This is a genomic window from Xanthobacter autotrophicus (assembly GCF_005871085.1).
Lineage (GTDB): Bacteria > Pseudomonadota > Alphaproteobacteria > Rhizobiales > Xanthobacteraceae > Xanthobacter > Xanthobacter autotrophicus.
Window position 1 is genome coordinate 144286 of the sequence record NZ_VAUP01000042.1, and the last position, 23463, is coordinate 167748.

The following is a 23463-nucleotide window of genomic DNA, read 5'->3' on the forward strand; positions in this document are numbered from 1 at the left end:
CATCCGGGACGCGATGCGCCGCACGCGTGCCGGGTTTCCGCCTCAGGCCGGAGAACACCCCATGCCCCTCGAACTCGTCTTCCTGATCGAGCAATTGCTCAACGGGCTGCTGGTGGGCGTCGCCTACCTGCTCATCGCGCTCGGCCTCTCGCTCATCTTCTCGTTGGGCGGCATCGTGAACCTCGCCCACGGCGGCTTTTATGCCATCGGCGCCTATATCGGCGTTGAGATCGGCAACCGCTTCGGCTTTCCCGCCGCTTTCGTCGCGGCGCCGCTGTCAGTGGCGGTCATCGGCATGGTGGTCGAGCGCCTGTTGTTCTCGCGCTTCTACCGGGCCGATCCCATCCTCTCCCTGCTGCTCACCTTCGGCCTCGCCATGGTGATCGAGCAGGCGCTGCGCATGACCTTCGGCGCGACGCCCATTCCCTTCGCCATCCCCGAATTCCTGAAGGGCCAGGTGTTCGTCGGCGAGTTCATCTATTCGCGCTATCGCATCGCCATCCTCCTTGTCGCCGCAGCTGCGGTGCTGGGCCTATGGCTGCTGCTCCAGCGCACCGCCTTCGGCCGGGTGGTGCGGGCCGGCGTGCAGAACCCCGACATGGTGGGCGCACTCGGCATTTCGCTTCGGCCCTATCTGACGGCGGTGGCGGCCATCGGCATCGGCCTTGCGGGGCTCGCCGGCATCATGCTCGCGCCCATCTCCGGCGTGCATCCGGCCATGGGCGCGGAAATCCTCACCGCCGCCTTCGTGGTGGTGGTCATCGGCGGGCTGGGCTCGTTCTGGGGCGTGGTGCTGGCGGGGCTGCTGGTCGGGCTGGTGCGCGGTCTCACGGTGTATTTCATCCCACCGGCAGCCGAGGCCTCCATGTATCTGCTGATGCTGATGGTGCTGCTGTTGAGGCCGCGCGGCCTCTTCGGCGAGCGCATCCTGCGGTTCGAGTGAGGCGGCCATGCTCCAGCCCCCCACCTCCACTCTTCGCCCCGATCTGTCCGCCCGCACGGGCAAAGGAGGCGCCATGCTCGCGCGCAACGCCAATCTGCTCGTCGCGGCCGCAAGCCTCATCGCGCTGCCGTCGGTATTGTCCGCCCTGGGCCTGACCCTGACCTCCGCCAGCGACGTGGTGCTGCTGGCCATGGCCTGCATGGCGCTGAACCTGCTCGTCGGCTACACCGGCCTCGTCTCCTTTGGCCATGGCGCGTGGTTCGGCCTCGGCGCCTATGCGGCGGCCCTGCTCCAGCACCACCTCTTGCCCGGATGGGGCGTGGTGCTGGCGCTGCCGGCGGCACTGGTGGTGGCACTCGCCGCCGTTCCCATCGGCTTCGTGGTGCTGCGCCGGCGCGGCGTCTATTTCTCGCTGCTGACGCTGGCCTTCACCGCCCTGCTGTTTTCCGTCGCCTTCCGCTGGACCGCCGTGACCGGCGGCGAAAATGGCATCGGCGGGGTGCGGCGCGGCACCCTGTTCGGCTTCGACCTGGAGACGGGACCAGCCTTCTATGTGGTCGTCGCGGTAGTGATGTTCGTGGTGGTGTTCAAGCTGCAACGGTTCGTGCGTTCGCCCATGGGCTCGGTGCTGGTGGCGATCCGCGAGAACGAGCAGCGCGCCCGCTTCATCGGCTATGACACGCGGGCCTACAAGATCGCCTGCTTCACCCTCTCGGCCGGCGTCGCGGCACTGGCCGGCGCGCTCATGAGCTTCAACCATCGGTTCGCCTCGGCGGACCCCATCGCGGTGGCGTTCTCCGGCGAGCTTCTGGCCATGGTGGTCATCGGCGGCATGCGCAGCTTCCTCGGGCCGGCTCTTGGAGCGCTGTTCTTCGTGCTGTTCCGCGAGTTCCTGTCCATGTGGACGCCCAACTGGCTGTTCTACTTCGGCCTGCTGTTCATGGCCTTCATCGTCTATTCCCCCACCGGCCTCGTGGGTGTGGCGGGCCGCCTGATCGCGCCCCTGCGCAAGAAGAGCGAGGAAGCCGCCGCCATGGGCCAGCGCACCGGGGCGCTGGTCGGCGCCCTGCCCGCCGGCCTCACCGCCCGCCCGCGCTGGGACCGGCCCGAGCCGGTGCTGGAGGCGAAGGGCCTGGCCCGCAGCTTCGGCGGCATCAAGGCGGTGCGCGAGGGCGCGGTGGCGGTGAAGGACCGCACGCTTCACGCCCTGATCGGGCCGAACGGCGCGGGCAAGACCACCACGTTCAACATGATCTCCGGCATGTTCCCGCCCAACGCGGGCGAGATCCGCCTCGCCGGCGAGCGCATCGACGGCCTCGCCCCGGAAGCGGTGTGCATGAAGGGCCTGTCGCGCTCGTTCCAGATCACCAATCTCTTCCCCACCCTGACCGTGGAAGAGAACCTGCGCCTCGGCGTGCAGGCCACCCACAAGAGCCGGCTCGACCCCTGGCGGGACGCCGCCGCCATTCCCGTGATCGTCGCCGAGACCAGGGAGATGATGGACTTCCTCGGCGTCGCCGGCATGGAGAAGGCGGAGGCCGGCGCCCTCTCCTATGGCGGGCAGCGGCTGCTCGACATGGGGCTCGCCCTCACGTCACGCCCGCGGGTGCTGCTGCTGGACGAGCCCTTGGCCGGCCTGGCCGCCGCCGAGCGCACACGGGTGTCCAACCTCATCAAGCAGATTTCGGCGCAGGTGCCGGTGCTGCTGGTGGAGCACGACATCGACCGGGTGTTCGAGCTGGCCGATGCCGTCACCGTCATGGCCGATGGCGCCGTGCTGGTGGACGGCACGGTGGAGGACGCGCGCTCCAACAAGAAGGTGCAGGAGGTCTATATCGGCTCCGGCTCGGCGGCGCTGGCGTCGCGGGACCTTCAGTCGGCGGCCACCGACACCCCCATGCTGACGCTTTCGAAGGTGGATGCCTTCTATGGCAAGAGCCGCATCCTCACCGATGTGTCACTGGAGGCCAAGGAGGGGGAGATCCTGGCGTTGCTCGGCCGCAACGGCGCCGGCAAGTCCACCCTGCTCAAGACCATCACCGGCATCGTGAAGCCGGCGTCCGGCTCCATCGTGCTGGCGGGGGATGAACTCGCGGGCCTGTCCTCCGCCGCCATCGCGCGGCGGGGCGTCGGCTACGTGCCGCAGGGCCGCGCCCTGTTCCACGGCATGAGCGTGCGCCACAATCTGGAGCTGGGACGGCTGAAGCGCATCACCGGGGCCGGCAAGCACTTTTCCGAAGAAGAGGTGCTGGAGCTTTTCCCCCGCCTCAAGGTGCGCCTCGACACGGCGGCGGACCTGCTCTCCGGCGGCGAGCAGCAGATGGTGGCGGTGGCCCGCGCCCTCATGGGCGACACCCGCGTGCTGCTGCTGGACGAGCCGTTCGAAGGCCTGTCGCCGGCGGTAACGGAAGAACTGTTCGACGCCTTCGACCGGCTGCGCCAGTCGCTGACCCTCGTCATCGTGGACCACCATCTCGACGTGGTGCTGAACCTCGCCGACCGGGCGGTGGTGCTGGAGCGCGGGCAGGTGATGCACGAAGGCCCCGCCCGGCCGCTGGCCCGCGACCTCGATTTGCGGCGGCAGGTGCTGTGGCTGTGAGGCCCATTCGAGCATTCGCCCGGATGGCACTTGCAGCCCTCTCAGGCCATTCACCTCCGTCATGGCCGGGCTTGTCCCGGAAGTGGGCTGTTGCCGACTTCCGCTCCTGCGAACGGAGCCCGCAAACATGCGGGTTCCGGCCATCCACGCGGAGAGGCTGGGAACGATTTTCGTACGCTGTTCCAGGCGGTTCGGCGTGGATGGCCGGGACAAGCCCGGGCATGACGGGAGTGATCACGGGTATGCCCTTTTGCGTTTCCAAACCGGCTGTGAAGGGCGCCCTCCTCTCGCAAAGGTTCATTCTGAAGAGGCTTCCATGACCAAGATCGCCATCATCGGCTCCGGCTTCATCGGCCGTGCCTGGGCCATCACCTTTGCCCGCGCCGGGTTCGACGTGGCGCTGGCCGACCACGCGCAGGGCGCCCCTGAGGCGGCGCTGGCCTATATCGAGGGCGTGCTGCCGGACCTCGCCGACAACGATCTGCTGAACGGCGCCTCCCCTGAGGCCGTACGGGCGCGGCTGTCGGCCACCACCTCCTATGCGCAGGCGCTGGATGGCGCCGCCCATGCGCAGGAGAATGCGCCGGAAGACCTCGCCGTCAAGAAGTACCTCTATGAGGAACTCGACTCCCTCGCCGGCCCCGACACGGTGCTTGCCTCCTCCACCTCGGCGCTCCTGCCGTCTTTGTTCTCCAAGCACCTGAAGGGCCGGGAACGGGTGTGCGTGTGCCATCCCATCAACCCGCCCTATCTGATCCCCGCGGTGGAGGTGGTGCCCGCGCCCTGGACCAGCGCCGACACCATGACCCGCGCTGCGGACCTCATGCGCGCCGCCGGCCAATCCCCCATCGTGATGAAGAAGGAGCTGGACGGCTTCGTCATGAACCGCATGCAGGGCGCCCTGCTGGAGGAGGCCTTCCGCCTGGTCGCGGACGGCTATGCGAGCGTGGAGGACGTGGACATCGGCATCCGCGAGGGCCTCGCGCTGCGCTGGTCGTTCATGGGGCCGTTCGAGACCATCGACCTCAACGCGCCGGGCGGCGTCGCCGACTATGTGGCGCGCTACCAGCAGATCTACGAGCGCATCTCCCCCGACCAGTGGCGCCGCGTGGACTGGGCCGGGCCAGTGCTCGAAACCGTGCTCGCCGAGCGCCGCGCCCGCCTGCCCGAAGATGGGCTGGCCGAGCGGCAGGTATGGCGCGACCGGCGCCTGATGGCGCTCGCCGCCCACAAGCGCAAGGCCGCCAAGGACATCGGCGCCTGAGCCACTCTTCCATTCATTTCCCGATTTCCACAGAGGCTTGAACACCATGGCCGAGACCACGCCTGCCCCCAAGGCCCCCTCCACCGCGTCCCGCAAGGTGGTGATCACCTGCGCCATCACCGGGGCGATCCACACCCCCACCATGTCGCCCCATCTGCCCATCACCCCGGACGAGATCGTCACCGAAGCCCTGGCGGCGGCGGAGGCCGGCGCCGCCATCCTGCACCTGCACGCCCGCAATCCCGAGACCGGCCAGCCGGACCAGACGCCCGAAGGCTTCGCCCGTTTCCTCCCGCGCATCAAGCAGGCGACAAACGCGGTCATCAACATCACGTCCGGCGGCAGCCCCTACATGAAGGTGGAAGAGCGCGTGCTGCCCGCCGCCACCTTCAAGCCGGAGGTCGCCTCCCTGAACATGGGCTCCATGAATTTCGGCCTGTTCCACCTCGCCGACAAGTACAAGGAGTTCAAGCACCCGTGGGAGAAGGCGCATCTGGAGAACACGCGCGACCTCGTCTTCCGCAACACCTTCAAGGATATCGAGTACATCCTGTCGACCTGCTACGACAACGGCACCCGCTTCGAGTTCGAGTGCTACGACATCGGGCACCTCTACAACCTCGCCCACTTCCTCGATCGCGGGCTGGTGAAGCCGCCGTTGTTCGTGCAGTCGGTGTTCGGCCTTCTGGGCGGCATCGGCCCGCATCCGGAGGACGTGATGCACATGAAGCGCACCTGCGACCGGCTGTTCGGCGACCAGTATCGCTGGTCCGTGCTGGGGGCGGGGCGCAATCAGCTGCCCATCGCCGCCATGGCCGCCTCCATGGGCGGCAACATCCGCGTGGGGCTGGAGGATTCGCTGTGGGCCGGGCGCGGCAAGCTCGCCACCTCCAATGCCGACCAGGTGAAGCTGGCGGTGAAGATCATCGAAGGGCTGGGCCTTCAGGTCGCCTCCCCTGACGAGGCGCGGCAGATCCTGGAGCTGAAGGGCGCCGACAAGACGAACATCTGACCTACCCCAACGGCTCCGGCCTTTGACCGGTGCCGAAAGGGTATCGTTCAGCGTCGCGCGGGCTTGGCTCAACGACCCATGAGCCAAGCTCATGGGTCGTTACCCAGGTGCCGGCCTCCACCGTCACCGGGCCGGCAGGCCCGCGACCGGCCATCAAAGGCGTCGGATGGGACGCGGAACGTGAGCTTGGCCACTTGATTGACGGCCGATTTCCTGCCTCAATCCGGCCGCTCGCCGACCGCCCGCCCCATCCAATCGCCGCGCGGCCATGCTGCGCGCCAGCATCGGGAAAAGCTCGATGAACGTCGCCATGGCCCCGATCCCGCTTGCCGTCGTCACCCAGCGCATCTGGCTGGAATGCAAGCGGGCGCCGGACAGCTCGGCCTATTTCGTGCCCTTCGTCTATCGCCTGAACCCCGACGTGGACCCCGACCGGCTGGAGCAGGCCCTGCGCGAGACCATCGCCGCACACCCGGCCCTGCGCTCGGTGATCCGCGAGGTGGACGGCAAGCCCTACCAGGTGGTGCTGGATACTCCGGAGCGCGTGCTGGAGCGCTCGGACAGCTGGGAATGGGCCATCACCCAGCCCTTCGACGTGGAGAACGGGCCGCTGTTCCGGTTCGTGCTCTCCGGTGACATCTTCGTCCTCAACGGCAGCCACATGGTGCTCGACGGCGGCTCCATCATGCTGCTGATGGAGGAGGTCGGCGCCCGCTATCACGGGGAGGCGGTGCCCGAGCCCGGCCCCGGCCCGGCGGCGTGGGACGCCCACGAGCGTGCCTATCTGGACAGCCCCGACCACGAGGCGGACCGGGCCTATTGGGCCCAGGCGCTGGCCCAGTCCGATTTCCACGCCGGCCTGCCGACACGGCGGGAGAGCTACCAGGGCGAGAAGGACGGCAACCTCTATTTCTCGCTGCGCCTGCCGCAGATGAATGTCAGCCCGTTCATCACCACGCTGGCGCTGATCCAGGCGCTGATCCACCGCTACACCGAGCAGGAGATGGTGGCGGTGCTCTATCCCACGGACCTGCGCGGGAAGCCGTTCGCGCGCTCCATGGGCTCCTTCGTCAACACGCTGATCGCCACCGCAAGTTTCACGCCGGAACTGACCTTTGCTCAATTGGTGCAGCAGGTGCAGGAGCAACGGCGCGCCACACGCGAACATGACCGCCTGTCGTTCCAGGAGGTCATCGCCGGCCTGCGCAAGGCGCGCCCGTCCGACGGCATCCAGCTGCCCAACGTCTCCGTCTCCTGGGCCAAGCCCCTGTGGCCGTTCGCCCTCGGCACGCCGCTGCCGCTGGAGACGGTGGATTGCCAGAACGACCTCCTGTTCCTCGCCTTCGCCGAGGGCGAGCGGCTGGACGTGCGGCTGCAATACCAGGCCGCCCAGTTCACCCGCCGCTTCGCCGAGGAACTGGCCGCCCACCTCTCGCTGCTCGCCGATGCGGTGAGCGCCCAGCCCGATGCCCCACTGTCCAAGCTGAAGCTCGCCACTGACGCGGAGGTCGAGCGGATCGAGACCGAGTGGACGCCGCCGCCCGCGCCCCGGCCCGACCTGCAACTGCTGCACGACGCCTTCTCCGACTGGGCCGAGCGCCAGCCGGAGGCCCCTGCCCTGCTGATGCGCGAGCGGGTGGTGACCTATGGCGAGATGGAGCGCCTGACCAACCGCATCGCCCACGGGCTGCGTCGGCGGGGGGTGAAGCCCAACACGCTGGTCGCGGTGATGATGGAGAAGGGCTGGGAGCAGGCGGTGGCCTGCATGGCCATCCTGAAGGCGGGCGCCGGCTACCTGCCCATCAATGCCGCCTGGCCGCCCGAGCGCATGGACGCGGTGAACGCGCAGGGCGAGGTGGAGATCGTGCTGAGCCAGCAGCGGGTGCTGGACCGCCTCGGCCGCCCCGGCCTCGCCGTGGATGACGCCGCCCTATGGGCGGACGAGCCGGACACCCGGCCATCCTCCGTCAACGCCATCGGCGACATTTGCTACGTGCTGTTCACGTCCGGCTCCACCGGCAAGCCGAAGGGCGTGACGCTGACCCATTTCTCCGTCATGAACAGCCTGCGCAACGCCAATGCGGAGCACGGCGTCGGGCCGGGCGACCGGTCGTTGCAGCTGTCGGACTTCAGCTTCGACCTCTCGGTCTACGACATCTTCGGCATGCTCTCGGCCGGCGCCGGCGTGGTGATCCCGGACGAGGACCGCCACCTGGAGCCGCCGCACTGGGTGGAGCTGGTGCGCCAGCATCAGGCCACCATCTGGCTGAGCGTGCCCATGTATGTGGACATGTGGGTGCAGTCGGGCGAGGCGCTGCCCTCCATCCGCGTGTTCATGATGGGCGGCGACAAGATCCCCACCGACCTGCCGGACCGCATGCGCCCGCTCGCCCCCGGCGCGGTGATCTGGAGCATCGGCGGCCCCACCGAGACCTCCATCTTCTCCAACTGGTACCGCGTCGGCACGGTGGACCCCATCTGGACCACCATCCCCTATGGCCGGGCCATGCCCAACCAGAAGATGCTGGTGCTCGATCCCGGTCTCAACCCCTGCCCGCCGTTCATGCCGGGGCGCATCTTCATGGGCGGCGTCTGCCTTGCGCGAGGCTACTGGCACGACGAAGAGAAGACCAACGCCGCCTTCATCACCTATCCCGCCACCGGCGAGCGCATCTATTATACCGGCGACCTCGGCCGCTGGCTGCCCGACGGACAGGTGGAATTCCTCGGCCGGGCCGACTTCCAGGTGAAGGTCAATGGCTTCCGGGTGGAGCTGGGCGAGATCGAGGGCGCCATCGAGGCCCTGCCCGGCGTGAAGGCCGCCATCGTGGACGGGCAGGACCAGCCCAACCGCAAGGGCAAGTTCCTGGTGGCCTATGTGGTTTCGGAGGGCGCGCTGGACGCCGCCGAGATGCGCGCCGCTTTGCAGGACAAGCTGCCCTATTACATGATCCCGCGGGTGTTCGTGCCGCTGGAGCGCATCCCGCTCTCGGCCAACGGCAAGGTGGACCGCAAGGCCCTGCCCCGCCCCGACGTGGCGCAGATGCCCGGCGAACTGCCCTATGTGCCGCCGCGCACCGAGACCGAGGCTGCGCTGGTGGACATCTGGCAGGCGGTGCTGAAGCACGAGCCCGTCGGCATCCACGACAATTTCTATGCGCTGGGCGGCGATTCGCTGCTGGCGGTGCAGCTCGGCATCAAGGCGCGGGAGGTGGGGCTGCCGCTCGATCCCACCGCGCTCCAGCGCACCCCCACCATCGCCGAATTGGTGCAGGGCCTTGCCCCGGTGCGGGCGGTGGACGCAAGCGAGGCCACCGGCGACGAGCCGCTGTCGCCCATGCAGCGCTATTATTTCACCTGGGCGAGTGAGCGGCCGCAGCAGTTCAACGTCTCCGCCGTGTTCCGCTGCGCACTGGAGCCGGAGCGGCTGCGCGAGGCCCTGCAAAAGCTGGTGGCGCACCACGACGCCCTGCGCCTCCGCTTCCATGACGGGCGCCAATATTATGTGGAGACCGGCATCGAGGTGCCGCTCGAATGCGCCGACATCCCGCTGGTGGATGTGGCCGCGCGGGCGGCGCAGATGCAGGAGACCATCGACATCGCGCAGGGCCCGATCATGCGGGCCGGCCTGTTCACCACCGAACAGGGCCAGCGCCTGGTGCTCATCTGCCACCATCTGGTGACCGATGGCCTGTCCTGGGGCGCGGTGGTGACGGACCTGCAGCGGGCCTATCTGGGCCAGCCGCTGGCTCCGGCGGGCGGCACCTACAAGGCGTGGGTGGAAGGCCTCATAAGCTATGCCGCCACCCCCGAGGCGGAGGCGCAATTCCCCTATTGGCTCGAGCAGCAGGGCCCGACCTTCACCCCAGACAGCGACCAGCCCGGCGCCCGGCAGCGGGACATCGTGACCTTCCAAAGCGTCATGCTGGAGGAGACGCCGCACAATCCTTACGAGCGCGTCGCCGCCGCCCTGGTGGAAGCTTCCGGGCAGGATCGCCTGATGCTTCACGTGGTGGGCCACGGGCGCGAGCCGGTGGTGGAGGGGGTGGATCCCACCCGTATCTGCGGCTGGTTCACCACCCACACGCCCATCGTGCTGTCGGGCGGGCTTTCAGACGTGGCCGGGCAGTTGCACGCCATGCCCCGGCACGGCATCGCCCATGGCGCGCTGCGCGCCTATCATCCGCGCGGGGCGGAGCTGGCGGTGCAGGACCAGGTGAAGATCCTGTACAATTTCTTCGGCGAGACCTGGGATGCCAGCTTCCACGGCGCGGTGTTCGAGAAGCCGGAAGACGAGCTTCTGTACCTCAAGAACCACGCCTTCGCCGACAACCCGGCAGACTTCTGGCTGTATCTCGTCGCCGTCATACATGAGGGCAAGCTGCTGGTGCGGTTCCAGTACTCCTCCTTCAACTACAAGGAAGAGACCATCAAGGGCCTTGCCGACCGGATGCGGGAGAGCCTGAAGACGCACCTGAACGACCCTGTCGCCGTGCCGGTCGCCGCGCCGGCATGATCGCGCTCTATCTGCTGATCCTGGTGGATTCCATCAGCGCGACGGTGATCATCCCGCTGCTCGGACCGCTGCTGATCGATCCGGCCACGCTGGTGTTCCTGCCGGATGCCTCGCTGCCGCTGCGCAATTTCGTCAGCGGGCTGCTGGTCGCAACCTATGTCTTTCTGATGCTCTACATGGCGCCGGTGCTGGGGCGCCTGTCGGACCAGTGGGGCCGCCGGCCCGTGCTGCTGCTGTGTGGGGCCGGCGTGCTGCTGGGCAATCTTCTGGCCGGCCTTGCCATCGACCTGCACCTGCTGCCGCTGCTGTTCCTCGGCCGGCTCATCGGCGGCGCCACCGCCGCCGCCCAGCCCACGGCGCAGGCGGCGCTGGTGGATACCGGCAGCAACAAGGCCCGGCTGCTGAGCTACAGCATGCTGTTCTCCTCCCTCGGCTTCGTGCTCGGCCCGGTGGTGGCGTCCGGCCTGTCGACCATCTCCTTCTCCGCGCCGCTGCACCTGTGCACGGCGCTGACGCTGATCGCCCTGGTGCTGCTGTGGACCGGCTACCGGGAGGAGGAGAAGCCCGGACGCAAGGTGGACTGGTCGACCATCTCCATTTTCGAAGGCGTGCGCTGCTTCAAGGAGGCGGCAGGCGACAGGGCGGTGCGCGGCATCCTCGGCGGCTTCCTGCTGATGCAGGTGGCGTGGGGCAGCTTCTTCGTCTTCGTCTCGGTCTATCTGATGGAGGCGCCCCGGCTCGACATGAGCCTGCATCAGGTGGGCGCCTTCATGTCCATCATGGGGATCGGGTTCTGCATCTCCAACGGGCTGGTGCAACCGGCGCTCGCCGAGCGCTTCGGCATGCGCAGCCTCGCGGTGGCCGGGCTCGCCCTGAATGCGGCCACCATGGTGGCGTGCCTTCTTTTGGGCTCGGCCTATCAGGCCTATGCGGCGGCGCTGGTGGCTGGCATCACCGTCAACATCGCCTATCCCTCCATCGTCACCATGCTGTCGGATCGCGTAACCCCGGAGCGGCAGGGCTGGATCCTGGGCATGGTCGGCTCGGCGGCGGCCATGGGGTGGGGCGTTTCGTCGGTGATTTCCGGCGCGCTGGGCGGCTTGGGGCAGGCCCTGCCGGTGGTGCTGGCCGCAGCGCTGATGGCCGGCGCCGCGCTGGCCATGACCGTGGCGGGTTCTGGCGGGACGACAACCGCAGCGCCCGACTGAGCACGGGCGCATCCTGAACGCCAACGCAGATTGAACGCAGGGCGTGGCCTGTCGCGCCGGCCTGCGGATGGCCGCACGACCCGCCCCACGGCCGTCACCCTGGGCACCGCTTTTGTCCGCCGCACCCTCGCCGGGGCATCGCGGCCCGCCAGCCTCAGAAGGCCGCCAGCCCGAAGCCGCCTTCCGCAGATCAGAGCATACGCGCCGCCGGAGCACCCCGCACCAAGCGGCCGGGACGGGCACCGGTGTCCTCGCCGCCCTTCGTCACCCCGACGCCCTTCACATAGGTCGCCACATAGCCCTCGGCCTTCTGCATCAGGCGCTGGGCGCCGTTGGGCAGGTCATAGATCATGTGCAACTTGCCGAGCTGCAGGTTGGGATAGTCGATGAGGTTGACGTCCGCACGCAGGCCGGGAGCGATGCGGCCGCGGTCGTTCAGGCCGTAGAAGCTGGCGGTGTCGAAGCTCTGCTTGCGCACGATGTGTTCCAGCGGCAGGCGCGGGCCGCGCTGGCGATCACGCACCCAGTGGGTGAGCAGGAAGGTGGGCGCGCCGGCATCGCAGACGGTGGCCACATGCGCGCCGGCATCGCTGCCGCCGGGGATGGTGTGGGCGCTGCTCAAGAGGTCGAAGGTGGGGTCGAGGTTGCCGTCCGCATAGCCCATGATGGGCCGGTGCAGGAAGCCCTTGCCGTCCTCGCTCAGGAGGATGTCGAGTGCCACCTCGCGGGCGTCGCGGTTCTCGCGCTTGGCGGTGGCGCGGATGCTGGTCTCCGGCGCCGGCTCGTAATTGGCCGGATTGCTCAGGGGATAGACGCCGCGCCACTGGTTGAAGCCGGTGGGGAAGCCCAGCACGTCGTTCACGCCCTCCAGCGCCATGGCCTTGCGCAGCTCGGGCTGGGCCTTGAGCCGGCCGACCATCTCCGCATAAGGCAGCTTCGACAGCTCCTTGTAGATGGGCGATCCCAGGAACGGATGGTGCCGGCTCTCCAGGCAGACCATCACCCCGATGGAGCGGCAGAACATCTGCGGGCGCACCAGCGGGCCGTTGCTGCCGGCGGGGGCGGTCTCGTCGAGCTGGGTGCGCCAGAAGCTGGGCTGGATGTGGTTCTGTCCCATCAGGAAGGTGATGGGACAGCCGGTGCGCGCGGAAATCTCCTTCATCCAGGCGAGGTCGCGCGCCGGGTTGACGATGTCCTCGCCGAGCAGGCCCGCCGGCACCACTTCCATCACGCCGTGGCCGCTCGCCACCACCGCCTCGGCGAAGGCGTACAGCTCCTCGAACGAGGCGAAGGTGCCGGGCACCGGCTCCCCGTCCGTTGCGCGGTGCACAACTGTTCGCGAGGTTGTGAAGCCGAGGGAGCCGGCGTCCTGGGCCTGCCGCACCATGGCGGCCATGGCGGCGATGTCCTCGGGGGTGGCGTCCTCGTTGGTCATGCCGCGCTCGCCCATGACATATCCGCGCAGGGGGCCATGGGCGATCTGGCAGCCGACATCGATGGCGAAACTACGCCGGTCGAGGAAGTCGAGATATTCGGGGAAGGTCTCCCAGCCCCAGCAGATGCCCTCGGACAAAGCGGTGCCCGGGATATCCTCGACCCCCTCCATCATCTGGATGAGCCAGTCGTGCCTGTCCGGCTTCACCGGTGCGAATCCGACTCCGCAATTGCCTGAAATTGCAGTGGAAACCCCGTGCCAGAGGGAGGGGGCGAGCTGCTCGTCCCAGCTCATTTGGCCGTCATAATGGGTATGGATGTCGATCCAGCCGGGGGTGACCAGGAGGCCGTCGGCGTCCACCGTCTCGCGCGCGACGCCGCTCACCTTGCCGACCGCGACGATCACGCCGTCCTTGACCGCCACGTCGCCCGTGAACGACGGCGCCCCGGTGCCATCTGCAATCTGCCCGCCCTTGATCAGCAGATCATACATCGCGCCTCGCCTCCCGACCCTTTTCCGCGTCGCAAATTGCGACAAACGGGACACCTGTTGGAACTTGACTCCAAATCGCTGATCAGATTACCATTGCTGCACCTGCGAAGACAGCTTTCTTTTCGATGAAAAGAGTAATTTTTCATCATACCCTCTGTCATATGAAAGCTAATAGCAGTGATTACGAATGTTATTCGGCGAATTTTCGCAAGAATGCCGCTCCACGAGTCATGTAGACTATCCAGCGATTCATGAAACGGGATGGAAAAGAAGTGACGCTTGAACATCCAGACGTTTATGAAAAGCTTACGGATGTATTCCGTAATGTATTTCAGGACGACGATATCGTTTTGTTTCCTGAAATGACGGCAGCTGATGTAGAAGGCTGGGACAGCTTGGCCAATATCAGACTCATTCTGGCAGTGGAGACGGCATTTTCGATCCGGCTTTCTGCGGCGCAGGCCGCGTCACTGGCGAAGCTCGGTGATCTGGTGAGCCTCATCGCCAGTAAAATCTAATGGAACAGATAAAAATACCACAAAAGGTATTGATCTGAGGAAATGCACTCTGGGGAGGTCCGAGCAAGAAGGATCGGGCGATTATGGCGGCAATCTACCGAGACCTCGCGTGGCTACCTCGTGTTCAAGACTTTCGAGAGGCATGCAAGAGACTGAAGGACGAAGGAAACTCGTCTGCATTCCGTAAGCTTGCAGGGTATTTTCTTGACGGCACGCAGCTGAACCGCCTGGCGTCGCTGCTGCGCGCGGCCAGGCTGGATGATGCGTCGCCCGCGCAGCTTGCACCGCTTCGGCTTGGCGTGATCGGCGACGGCACCCTTGATCTTCTGTTGCCCGCGATCGAGGCGACGGGCCTGCGGCACGGCCTTAGGATCGAAACCATCGGCTGCAACTACGGCCAGACCCTCAACGAGGCGATGTTGGCCGATTCGCGGCTGAACCAGAGCGGTTGCGACGCTATCCTGCTGGCGATGGACCATCGCGGCCTGCCGCTCAGCGCGCCGATCGGCGATACTGCGACCGCGAAAGTGTCGGTGGACGGCGCCTATGTGCTGATCCAGGACCTGTGCGCGGCGCTGCGCAAGCATAATCCCGCCGCCCACATCATCGTCCAGACCATCGCTCCGCCGCCGGAGACCCTGTTCGGCCACCTCGACCGGCGCCTCGCCGGCACGCCGCAGCAGATGGTCGGCGGCCTGAACCGCAGGCTGATCGACATGCCCCCGATCGAGGGCTGCGTCATGTTCGACGTGGACGCGCTGGCGCGCACGGTCGGCCTCGGCGCATGGCATGCGCCGACCCAGTGGAACATGGCGAAGCTGCCCTTCTCCATGGATTACGCCCCCCTCTATGCCGACCATCTGTGCCGGCTGCTGGCGGCGCTGAAGGGCAAGAGTCGCCGCGTGCTGGTGCTCGACCTCGACAATACGGTGTGGGGCGGCGTCATCGGCGACGACGGGCTCGCCGGCATCAAGATCGGCGAGGGCGACGGCACCGGCGAAGCCTTCCTGAGCGTGCAGAAGCTGGCCCTGTCCCTGCGCGATCGCGGCATCGTGCTGGCGGTGTCGTCCAAGAATACGGATGCCGTGGCCCGCGCCGCCTTCCGCGAGCATCCCGACATGCTGCTGCGGGAAGATCATATCGCCGTGTTCCAGGCCAACTGGAACGACAAGGCGACCAATATCAAGGCCATCGCCGAGGAGCTGTCCCTCGGCCTCGACAGCTTCGTGTTCCTGGACGACAACCCGGCCGAGCGCGACCTGGTGCGGCAGTATCTGCCGCAGGTCGCCGTGCCGGAACTGCCCGAGGACCCGGCGCTCTACGCCCGCACCCTGAGCGCCGCCGGCTATTTCGAGGCCACCCTGTTCTCCGAGGAAGACCGCAAGCGCGCCGCCTTCTACGAGGGCAACGCCCGCCGCGCCTCCCTCGGCCAGGGCGTGGCCAGCATCGAGGACTATGTGGCCGCCCTCGACATGGAGATCGACCTGCGGCCGTTCGATGCCATCGGGCGCCCGCGCATCTACCAGCTCATCAGCAAGAGCAACCAGTTCAACCTCACCAGCCGCCGCTACAGCGAGGCGGACGTGAAGGCCATGGAGGAAGACCCCTCCATCTTCACCCTGCAGGTGCGGCTGAAGGACCGGTTCGGCGACAATGGCATGATTTCCGTCGTTGCCTGCCGGACCATGGAGGGCAACCGCTGGCTCATCGACACCTGGCTGATGAGCTGCCGCGTGCTCGGGCGCGGCGTGGAGAAGATCGTGCTGCGCCATCTGGTCGAGGCGGCGCGGCGGCAGGGCATCGCCGAGCTGGTCGGCGAATACCGGCCCACGGAACGCAACGCCCTGGTGCGCGATCACTATGCCCAGCTCGGTTTCACGACCCTGTCCACGGGTGCGGACGGCAACAGCCTCTGGACGCTGGCCACCAGCGTCGAGGTGCAAACCCCACCCGTTCGCTACGCGAACGCGGCCCCGGAACTGATCGCCGCCGAGTGAGACATGAGCGTCCCTTCCTTTGAGTTCTTCCTGTTCGCGCTGGTCGCGGCGGGGATCTACAATATCGTTCCCGTGGGCGCGGCGCGGCGGCTGGTGCTGCTGGTGGCGAATTTCGCCTTCCTCGCCACCTTCGCCGCCACCGGCTACGACCTCATCCCCTATGCCGCGTTCCTCACCATCGGCTATTTGTTCATCCGCGGCTGCGCGCCGATCCAGACCGCGTGGGCCTTCTGGTTCACGGTGGGCGCGACCATCCTGCTGTTCTGCTGGCTGAAGAAATACACCTTCCTGCCGGAGGAGAGCTTCCTGCACATGGTCTATGTGCAGGTGGGCCTGTCCTATGTCTTCTTCCGGGTGCTTCACCTGGTGGTGGACGCCCACAGCGACGAACGGCTGCAGAAACTCTCGCTCATATCCTATCTCAATTTCACGCTGAATTTCACCGCGCTGGTGTCCGGACCGATCCAGCGCTACGAGGATTATGTCGACACCACCGAGACGCGCCCCCGCCCCCTCGACATGGCGGTCCTCGGCGAGGTGCTGGAGCGGCTGGTGATCGGCTGCTTCAAGGTCTGGGCGGCGGCGGCCATCGTCGCCGAATTGCAGCACGCGCTGGAATTCCAGGTGGTGGAGGCGCCCGGCCTGTTCACGCGCATCTTCTGCGCGGCAGGGCTTGCGGCGCTGTTTCCCATCTTCCTGTTCTACAATTTCTCCGGCTACACCGACGTGGTCATCGCCATCGCCCGGCTGTTCCGCATCGAATTACCGGAGAATTTCAACAAGCCGTTCACGGCCGCCAGCTTCATCGACTATTGGAACCGCTGGCATATGTCCTTGTCGAACTGGCTAAAGACCTATGTCTACACGCCCCTGTTCGCCTCCATCATGCGCAACGTGAAGAACCCGAAGCTCCTGGCCTATGCGAGCGCGGTGTCGCTGTTTGCCACCTTCTTCCTGATCGGCGCCTGGCACGGCCGCACGTCGGAATTCTTCTTCTTCGGCTTCCTCAACGGCCTCGGGGTGGCGGTGAACCAGATCTACCGCACGATCCTCCAGGAGAAGATGGGCCGCAAGCCCTTCGCGGCGCTCAGCGCCCGTCCGCTCTACCTGTTCGTCGGCCGCGGCCTCACCTTCACCTGGGTGGCCTTCACCCTGCTGTGGTTCTGGTCGGACTGGGCGCAACTGGCGGAGATCGCCCGGGGCATCGGCTTCGGCGGTGTGGTGGCAGCGGCGCTCATCCTCATCCTGGCCTCCTGCGTGGCGCTTCAGGTGCTGATCTCGGTGGATGGGCTGCTGCGTGGGCCCAAGCTCGACGGCCGGCCGCTGGTGCTCAGCCGCTATGCCCGCACCGTCTTCGTCACCCTGCTGGTGATGGGCGTGGTCACGGTGCAGAGCGTCATGACCTCGCCCGCGCCCGACATCGTCTACAAGGACTTCTAGAACGTGGGCCGATCGGCGTGCATGGCCCATTTGTCGGCGCCTGATCTTTCCTGAAGTGTAAAGCCGGAGCACACGCCTTGGAGCGTCGCGACTACTTCATCCTCCCCCTCATCGTGATCGCCACAGTGCTGGTGGTGGCCGTGCCTGTGGAGGCGGCGCTGCGCATCTTCTTCCCCTATTCGGAAGCCGACCGCTGCGTGGTCTACGGCGACCCGCGCCCCAGCGCCTTTCACGCGACCGCCAATTGCGCGTCCCGCATCAAGGTGCCGGAAGGCCCATGGGTGGACATGACATACAATGAATGCGGCTACCGCAGCACCGACCCGTGCACGCCGAAAAAGCCCGGAAGCCTGCGCCTTGCCATCATCGGCAGTTCGCTGGCGGCGGGATATCTCGTGCCCTACGAGACCTCGGTCTCGGCCCGGGCGCGGGAAAGCCTCACCGCGCTTTGCCGCCTGCCGGTGGATGTGCAGAACCTGGGGGCCGAGGGCAACATGGGGGTGCGCCTGACCGCCAGCGCGGAAGCCGCCGCCGCGCTCGATCCCGACGCCATCGTGCTGGTGGTGTCCCCCACCGACCTGGTGCTCGACAATTCGATGGACCACGCGACACCGGCGCCGGGCGCCATCGCCAAGCACCAGACCGGCTGGATCCAGGAACTCAAGGTGCAACTGTCCCGCTCGCGGCTGTTGTACATGGAATCCTACCTGCTGCTGCGGAACGACGACAATTACGTGCCCATCTACCGGCGCTCCGGCCACAAAGCCGATTTCATGCGGCTGCCGCTCTCCCAGGACTGGCAGGAGCGCCTCGCCCATCTCGACCGCGACATCGCGCGCGTGAAGGCCGCCATCGGCCCCGACATTCCGCTGATCATCCTGTTTTCGCCAGAGCGGTCGCAAGCCGCCATGCTGGCCACGCCCCACCTCGCCAAGGGCATGGCGCCGGCGCACCTGCAGAGCGAAATCGCCCGTCGCGCCCAGGCCCATGGCGCACATTTCGCCGACATGTCGACGCAGATCGTGCCGGGGACCCCGTCGAGCAGCATCTATTACGCCATGAATGGCCACCTCAACGGCGAGGGCCATGCCCTGCTGGCCGAAGCCCTCGTCAACGGCCTTTTTGACGCGCGGATCCCCGCGTTCGAGGCCGCCTGCGCCGCCCCGCCCGCCGCCCTGGCGCAAAAGCCGGAGTGACCCGCAGGGCTCGGGCCGCGCCAGCAGCTTGGCACGCGGGGGCACGCGGCCCAGGGGCGCTAAGCTCAAGGCAGGGCGTGATATGATAATTACAAGTCTCGCCGCCTTGCGCCCGCAAGCGGTGGGCACGCGGGCGGAACGCCAATGATGATCCGGTTCCAACCTCAGCCCGGCAGGCCCTTGTTGCGCAAGCTCCTCGCCGCGCTGCTGATGGCGCAACTTGCGGGGGCCACGGGCGGGGCGGCCCTCGCCGAGCCTCCGGCGCGGCCGCCGGCGAATGCGGTGCCGGTGAATTCCTTCGATGAATTGTCCCGTGCCCTGTTCGCCTGCTGGGCGCCGCCGCCGGGAACGGTGGGATTTGAAATCACCCTCCGCTTCGGCCTCACCGGAAAGGGCGAGTTGCGCGGAAAGCCGCTTGCCACATATTCGGTGCTGAGCGGCCCGCCCGACCTTCAGCGCGCGTTCGTGGCCGCCGCCGTTCTTGCCCTGAGCGACTGCACGCCGGTGCTGATGACCGAGGCCTTCGCCCGGGTGGCAGCGGCGCGGGTGCTGACCGTCCGCTTCACCTCGAGCGGGCGCGAGACCTGAGCGCGCCCTGTTGTCAATCGCTGGAAGGGGTTACCGGGTCAGCCCGCCTCGGTGCGATGAAAGCCCCTACATCTCGTGGCTTGTTCTATCTTCGTTCTCATGGAATCCATAGGCCGGCAACCAGACCGGAGACGACCATGCCGAGCGAGCCCATGCCCGCCGAACGCTCCCCTTTTGACGTGAGCGACGCCGAGATCGAAGAGGCCCTGGCGGTTTGCGATGGCGATCCGCGCGAGACCATCCGCGCCCTGCTGGTCGGCCAGGCTTATCTTGAACACGAGATGTCGCGGCTGAAGGCGGATGCATCCGCCGGCTTCCGGCGGCGCCGGTGGCACGCGGAAGAGTGAGCAAAATGCCGGCCGACCCACATTCGAGGCCCTCGCCCGAAAGCAAGGGGGCCCACTGCCACGGCAGTCGGGATATTCTCGCGCGACAACCGGAGGCATCGGAATGATCGAGGTGCGGCAGAGCGCCGGCGGGGATCCCCTGAAATTCGAAGTGGTGGTGCGGGACGAGATGGGGGAGACCCGTCACGTGGTCACCATGGCGCCGGCCACCTATCAAGATCTGACGGCGGGAGCCCACAGCCCGGTCAGGTGTGTCGAGGCCGCCTTTCGCTTCCTGCTGGATCGGGAGCCGAAAGAGAACATCCTTGGGCGCTTCGATATGGCGATCGTCCCACATTACTATCCCGAATTCGCGCAGCGGTTTCCGGGCTACCTGTCCGCGCGCTGACGACGGGCGGCATGGTGATTGCTTCGCTCGTCGAAAGAGACTCAGGGCTGTCGGTTGCAATACAGGCCGTCACGGCGGAGCGCTTGGGCCGGCTTCGGAAAACGCGCCCAGGCACCACGTGATTGTTCGTCCCTCGCCGGTGTGGCGGGAACACTACTCATCCTTGTTCATACCCCCACCTTTCATGCAGATCGCCTCTTATGAACACATTCATCCAAGCCCATGCGGGTGATGCCAACTGGCAGATCGCCTTGGGCGCGTGCTGGGCCCAGCTCCGCCATCAGCTTCAGGATGGGCTCAAGCCGAACCTGGGCTGGTGCTACATCACCGACCACTATACCCAGGCTGCGGGCAACATCATGGATGCCCTGCGGGAGCGCATGCCTGGTGTCCATTGGGTCGGCACCGTGGGGGTCGGGGTGGCGGCCGAGGCGGTGGAGTATTTCGACGAGCCGGGCATGGTGCTGATGCTGGCCGATCTCCCGGCGGGGTCCTTCAAGCTGTTCTCCAGCCCCTCACCGCTGGAGCCCGGCGCGGACGGCTTCGAGGCCTTCACTGCTTTGGTCCATGCCGATGGCGGCGCCGCAGACCTGCCCGCCCAGCTCAAGACCCTGAGCGGTAAGACAACCACCGGCTACCTGTTCGGCGGATTGTCGTCAGCCCGCAACCAGCCCCTGCTCTTTGCCGACGAGGTGCTGCTGGGGGGTGTTTCGGGGGTGGCCTTCGGTCCCGAGGTGTCCATCCTGTCCCGCGTGACCCAGGGCTGCCAGCCCATCGGCCCCCAGCGCACCATCACCCGTGCCGAGGGCAATTATCTTGTCACCCTCGACAATGGCCGGGCGCTGGACTGCGTGCTGGCGGATCTGGGCCTGCCCGAGGACACGCCAGACCCGGAGCTACGCCAGGACCTGTCGCAGACCCTGGCGGGACTGATCACCCCCGGAGAGGATGTCTCCACCCAGCCCGGCCAGTTCGGCACCAATACGGAGGTCCGACACCTGCTCGGGGTCGGGCGCAAGGCCGGCGTGCTGGTGGTGGCGGAGCAGATGCAAGCCGGCATGCAGCTCGCCTTCTGCAAGCGCAACGCCGAGGCGGCCAGAGCCGATCTGCTGCGCATCGTCGCGGACGTGCGCGCGAAGGCCGAGGCGGCCGGCGGGATCCGGGGCGCCCTTTACATCAGCTGCTCCGGACGCGGCGGCCCCCATTTCGGCCATCGCAACGCCGAGTTCCAGATGGTCAGCGAGGGCCTTGGCCCGGTGCCCCTGGTCGGCTTCTTCGCCGGGGGAGAGATCGCGCGCCATCATCTGTACGGTTATACCGGCGTGCTGACGGTCTTTACCGGAGGAGCCTGAGGGCATGACGGGAGGCATGAGGATGTCTGCGCCGGATCGGGCTTCAACGGAAGGCGGCGAGGATGGTCGCCGCGTCGTTTCGGCCTATGGCGTGGCCATGCCCCGCATCATCTACGGCACCGCCTGGAAGAAGGAGCGCACCGCTTCTTTGGTGGAGATGGCCCTGCGGGCGGGCTTCCGGGGCATCGATACGGCCTGCCAGCCGAAGCACTACCACGAGCCCGGCGTCGGCGAGGGGCTGGCAGCGCCCCTGAGGGAGGGGCTGCGCCGCTCGGACATCTATCTCCAGACCAAGTTCACCTCTTTTCAGGGTCAGGACCCGGACACGGTCCCCTACGACCCCAAGGCCGGGCTGGCCGAGCAGGTACGCCAGTCCTTCAAGGCGTCGCTCCGCAACCTGCGCACGGATTATCTGGACGGCCTTGTGCTTCACTCCCCCTATCCCGACGACAAGGATACGCTGGAGGTGTGGCGCGCCATGGAAGGCCTCCATGAGCAAGGCCTCGTCCGCCAGCTGGGTATCAGCAACTGCTATGAATTGGGGCGGCTGGAACGCCTGTGCGGGCAAGCCCGTTTCAAGCCCGCGCTGATCCAGAACCGATTTCACGCCAAGACCCGTTACGACCGGGACATCCGCGTCTTCTGCGGGAACAAAGGCATTCTCTATCAGAGCTTCTGGACCCTGACCGCCAATCCCGAGATCCTGGCCCAACCCGCCCTTGTGGAGATCGCGGAAAAACACGGGCGAAGCCCCGCCCAGGTCTTTTTTCGCTTCCTGACCCAGAAGAACATCGTGTGCCTGACCGGCACTTCCTCCCGCGAGCACATGGCGCAGGACCTGGCCATCTTCGAATTTCGTCTGAGCCCGGCGGAATGCACAGTCCTGGACGCCCTGCTGGACGGGGCTGGCCAGTCCTAGAGTCCACGCCCGGCTTCTCCGGCTACCGCCAGCGACGCTCCTATCGCGTTAGCGGCCTCCGCCGCCTCGCGATTTCCGGTCAAGGGATGGAACCGGGTTCACCGGAGACCGTTTCGGTTCAAACATCCGGCTTCAGAACCAATCCTTTGTGAGGCTCGCCCGCACCGTGCCTCCTGCCCACAAGAGCCGATCATCTCGATTCGAAGCAGCATCCCGCGGGGCTCCCCTTGGGAACGCCCTGCCACAGGCACGGCGCGGATCAGCCTTTCGCGGGCGGCGGATGCTCCAGCTCGAGCGTCGGATCACCCGTGACGCAAGGCAAGATTGCCACTCGGGGGATAGCACCCACGCGACACGTCAAGTTCCCTGCCCCACCCGATCGCCCCTCTCCTGCGCGCGCCGGAAAACCCTTAAGGAATGCCAGCGCAAGGCGACCGACATATCCGCCATTCAATTCTCGAAAACCCACCATATATATAATAAGTGAAATGAAAGCCCTGACATGACAGATTCCGAAAAAGCATCATTCAACGTCACCGACTTTCTGACGAAGGTCGGGGAGGGGCGATGTATGCAATCCTATCCAAAATCAAGTTTGGTTTTTTTACAGGGCTCACCCGCCGATTCAGTCTTCTACATCCAAAGCGGAAAGGTAAAGATTGCTGTCGTTTCAGAGCAGGGCCGGGAGGCCGTCATTGCCATCCTTGGCGTGGGTGATTTTTTCGGAGAAGGATGCCTCGCCGGACAGGTCGTCCGCATGGCCACCGTCACAACCATGGCGGAATCAGTGATCTTGCGTCTAGATAAAACAGCCGTTGTCCGAACCTTGAACGACGAACCCGCATTCTCAACCCTGTTCATCGCACATCTTTTGTCTCGGAACATACGGACCGAGGAAGACCTTGTCGATCAATTATTCAACTCCAGCGAAAAACGTCTTGCCCGCCTCCTTTTGCTGTTGGCAAAATTTGGCAAGGACGAAAAGCCGGAGCCGATCCTGTACAAGATCAGCCACGAGACACTTGCAGAAATGATCGGAACCACACGGTCTCGCGTCAGCTTTTTCATGAACAAGTTTCGCAAACTCGGCTTCATTGATTACAACGGCACCATAGAGGTTCACAACTCCCTGCTGAACGTCGTGCTACTCGATAATCCCCATATCAGAAGCCGCCCCGCCAAGGGCGAGCACAACGAAGAATGATCGCCATATGCCTTTGTACAGAGTGACATTTCCTTGTCCCTTCCG

17 protein-coding genes are annotated in these 23463 nt (G+C 66.3%); 16 read left to right on the forward strand and 1 reads right to left on the reverse strand.

What is annotated here, in order from left to right:
• The first annotated feature begins 61 nt into the window (after window positions 1-61).
• The 6 genes from FBQ73_RS22345 to FBQ73_RS22370 all read left to right on the forward strand — a co-directional run bounded on the left by FBQ73_RS22345 (window position 62) and on the right by FBQ73_RS22370 (window position 11542).
• On the forward strand, window positions 62-943 hold the full coding sequence (locus FBQ73_RS22345) for a branched-chain amino acid ABC transporter permease (RefSeq protein ID WP_138401693.1): 882 nt from the start codon (window positions 62-64) through the stop codon (window positions 941-943).
• 7 nt (window positions 944-950) lie between these two features.
• Window positions 951-3542, forward strand: a complete 2592-nt coding sequence (locus FBQ73_RS22350) for a branched-chain amino acid ABC transporter ATP-binding protein/permease (protein WP_392567251.1) — start codon at window positions 951-953, stop codon at window positions 3540-3542.
• 316 nt (window positions 3543-3858) lie between these two features.
• Window positions 3859-4806: a 3-hydroxyacyl-CoA dehydrogenase gene (locus FBQ73_RS22355; RefSeq protein WP_138401694.1), complete on the forward strand. Its 948-nt coding sequence runs from the start codon at window positions 3859-3861 to the stop codon at window positions 4804-4806.
• 46 nt (window positions 4807-4852) lie between these two features.
• The gene (locus tag FBQ73_RS22360) at window positions 4853-5818 is read left to right on the forward strand and encodes a BKACE family enzyme (RefSeq protein ID WP_138401695.1); all 966 of its coding nucleotides are present in this window, start codon (window positions 4853-4855) and stop codon (window positions 5816-5818) included.
• A gap of 298 nt (window positions 5819-6116) precedes the next feature.
• Window positions 6117-10334 (forward strand): non-ribosomal peptide synthetase, encoded by a 4218-nt coding sequence (locus tag FBQ73_RS22365; RefSeq protein ID WP_170219023.1) that lies wholly within the window; start codon window positions 6117-6119, stop codon window positions 10332-10334.
• Complete coding sequence (locus FBQ73_RS22370) at window positions 10331-11542, forward strand: MFS transporter (protein ID WP_138401697.1); 1212 nt, start codon at window positions 10331-10333, stop codon at window positions 11540-11542. The genes FBQ73_RS22365 and FBQ73_RS22370 overlap by 4 nt, the downstream gene beginning before the upstream one ends.
• Before the next feature lie 190 nt (window positions 11543-11732).
• Here the strand turns inward: FBQ73_RS22370 and FBQ73_RS22375 are convergent, their stop codons facing one another.
• Window positions 11733-13469 (reverse strand): N-acyl-D-amino-acid deacylase family protein, encoded by a 1737-nt coding sequence (locus tag FBQ73_RS22375; RefSeq protein WP_138401698.1) that lies wholly within the window; start codon window positions 13467-13469, stop codon window positions 11733-11735.
• 272 nt (window positions 13470-13741) lie between these two features.
• Here FBQ73_RS22375 and FBQ73_RS22380 point away from each other — a divergent pair, with 272 nt between their 5' ends.
• From FBQ73_RS22380 to FBQ73_RS22425, 10 genes are all read left to right on the forward strand, one after another.
• Window positions 13742-13987, forward strand: a complete 246-nt coding sequence (locus tag FBQ73_RS22380) for an acyl carrier protein (protein ID WP_210236868.1) — start codon at window positions 13742-13744, stop codon at window positions 13985-13987.
• 329 nt (window positions 13988-14316) lie between these two features.
• A complete protein-coding gene (locus FBQ73_RS22385; RefSeq protein ID WP_246089921.1) occupies window positions 14317-15984 on the forward strand; it encodes an HAD-IIIC family phosphatase in 1668 nt (555 codons plus the stop codon).
• Window positions 15985-15987: 3 nt separating this feature from the next.
• Window positions 15988-17424 (forward strand): MBOAT family O-acyltransferase, encoded by a 1437-nt coding sequence (locus tag FBQ73_RS22390; RefSeq protein WP_138401701.1) that lies wholly within the window; start codon window positions 15988-15990, stop codon window positions 17422-17424.
• 77 nt (window positions 17425-17501) lie between these two features.
• Window positions 17502-18620: an SGNH/GDSL hydrolase family protein gene (locus tag FBQ73_RS22395; RefSeq protein ID WP_138401702.1), complete on the forward strand. Its 1119-nt coding sequence runs from the start codon at window positions 17502-17504 to the stop codon at window positions 18618-18620.
• Window positions 18621-18803: 183 nt separating this feature from the next.
• Entirely contained in the window at window positions 18804-19208 is a 405-nt protein-coding gene (locus tag FBQ73_RS22400) for a hypothetical protein (RefSeq protein ID WP_170219024.1), read from the forward strand.
• A 152-nt stretch (window positions 19209-19360) separates the two neighbouring features.
• Window positions 19361-19555, forward strand: a complete 195-nt coding sequence (locus FBQ73_RS22405; RefSeq protein WP_246089923.1) for a hypothetical protein — start codon at window positions 19361-19363, stop codon at window positions 19553-19555.
• Between the two features lie 103 nt (window positions 19556-19658).
• Window positions 19659-19943, forward strand: a complete 285-nt coding sequence (locus FBQ73_RS22410; protein ID WP_138401705.1) for a hypothetical protein — start codon at window positions 19659-19661, stop codon at window positions 19941-19943.
• Between the two features lie 200 nt (window positions 19944-20143).
• The gene (locus tag FBQ73_RS22415) at window positions 20144-21295 is read left to right on the forward strand and encodes an FIST signal transduction protein (RefSeq protein ID WP_138401706.1); all 1152 of its coding nucleotides are present in this window, start codon (window positions 20144-20146) and stop codon (window positions 21293-21295) included.
• 22 nt (window positions 21296-21317) lie between these two features.
• Window positions 21318-22214: an aldo/keto reductase family protein gene (locus FBQ73_RS22420; protein WP_138401707.1), complete on the forward strand. Its 897-nt coding sequence runs from the start codon at window positions 21318-21320 to the stop codon at window positions 22212-22214.
• A gap of 502 nt (window positions 22215-22716) precedes the next feature.
• Window positions 22717-23418, forward strand: a complete 702-nt coding sequence (locus tag FBQ73_RS22425) for a Crp/Fnr family transcriptional regulator (RefSeq protein ID WP_138401708.1) — start codon at window positions 22717-22719, stop codon at window positions 23416-23418.
• The last annotated feature ends 45 nt before the right edge of the window (window positions 23419-23463 follow it).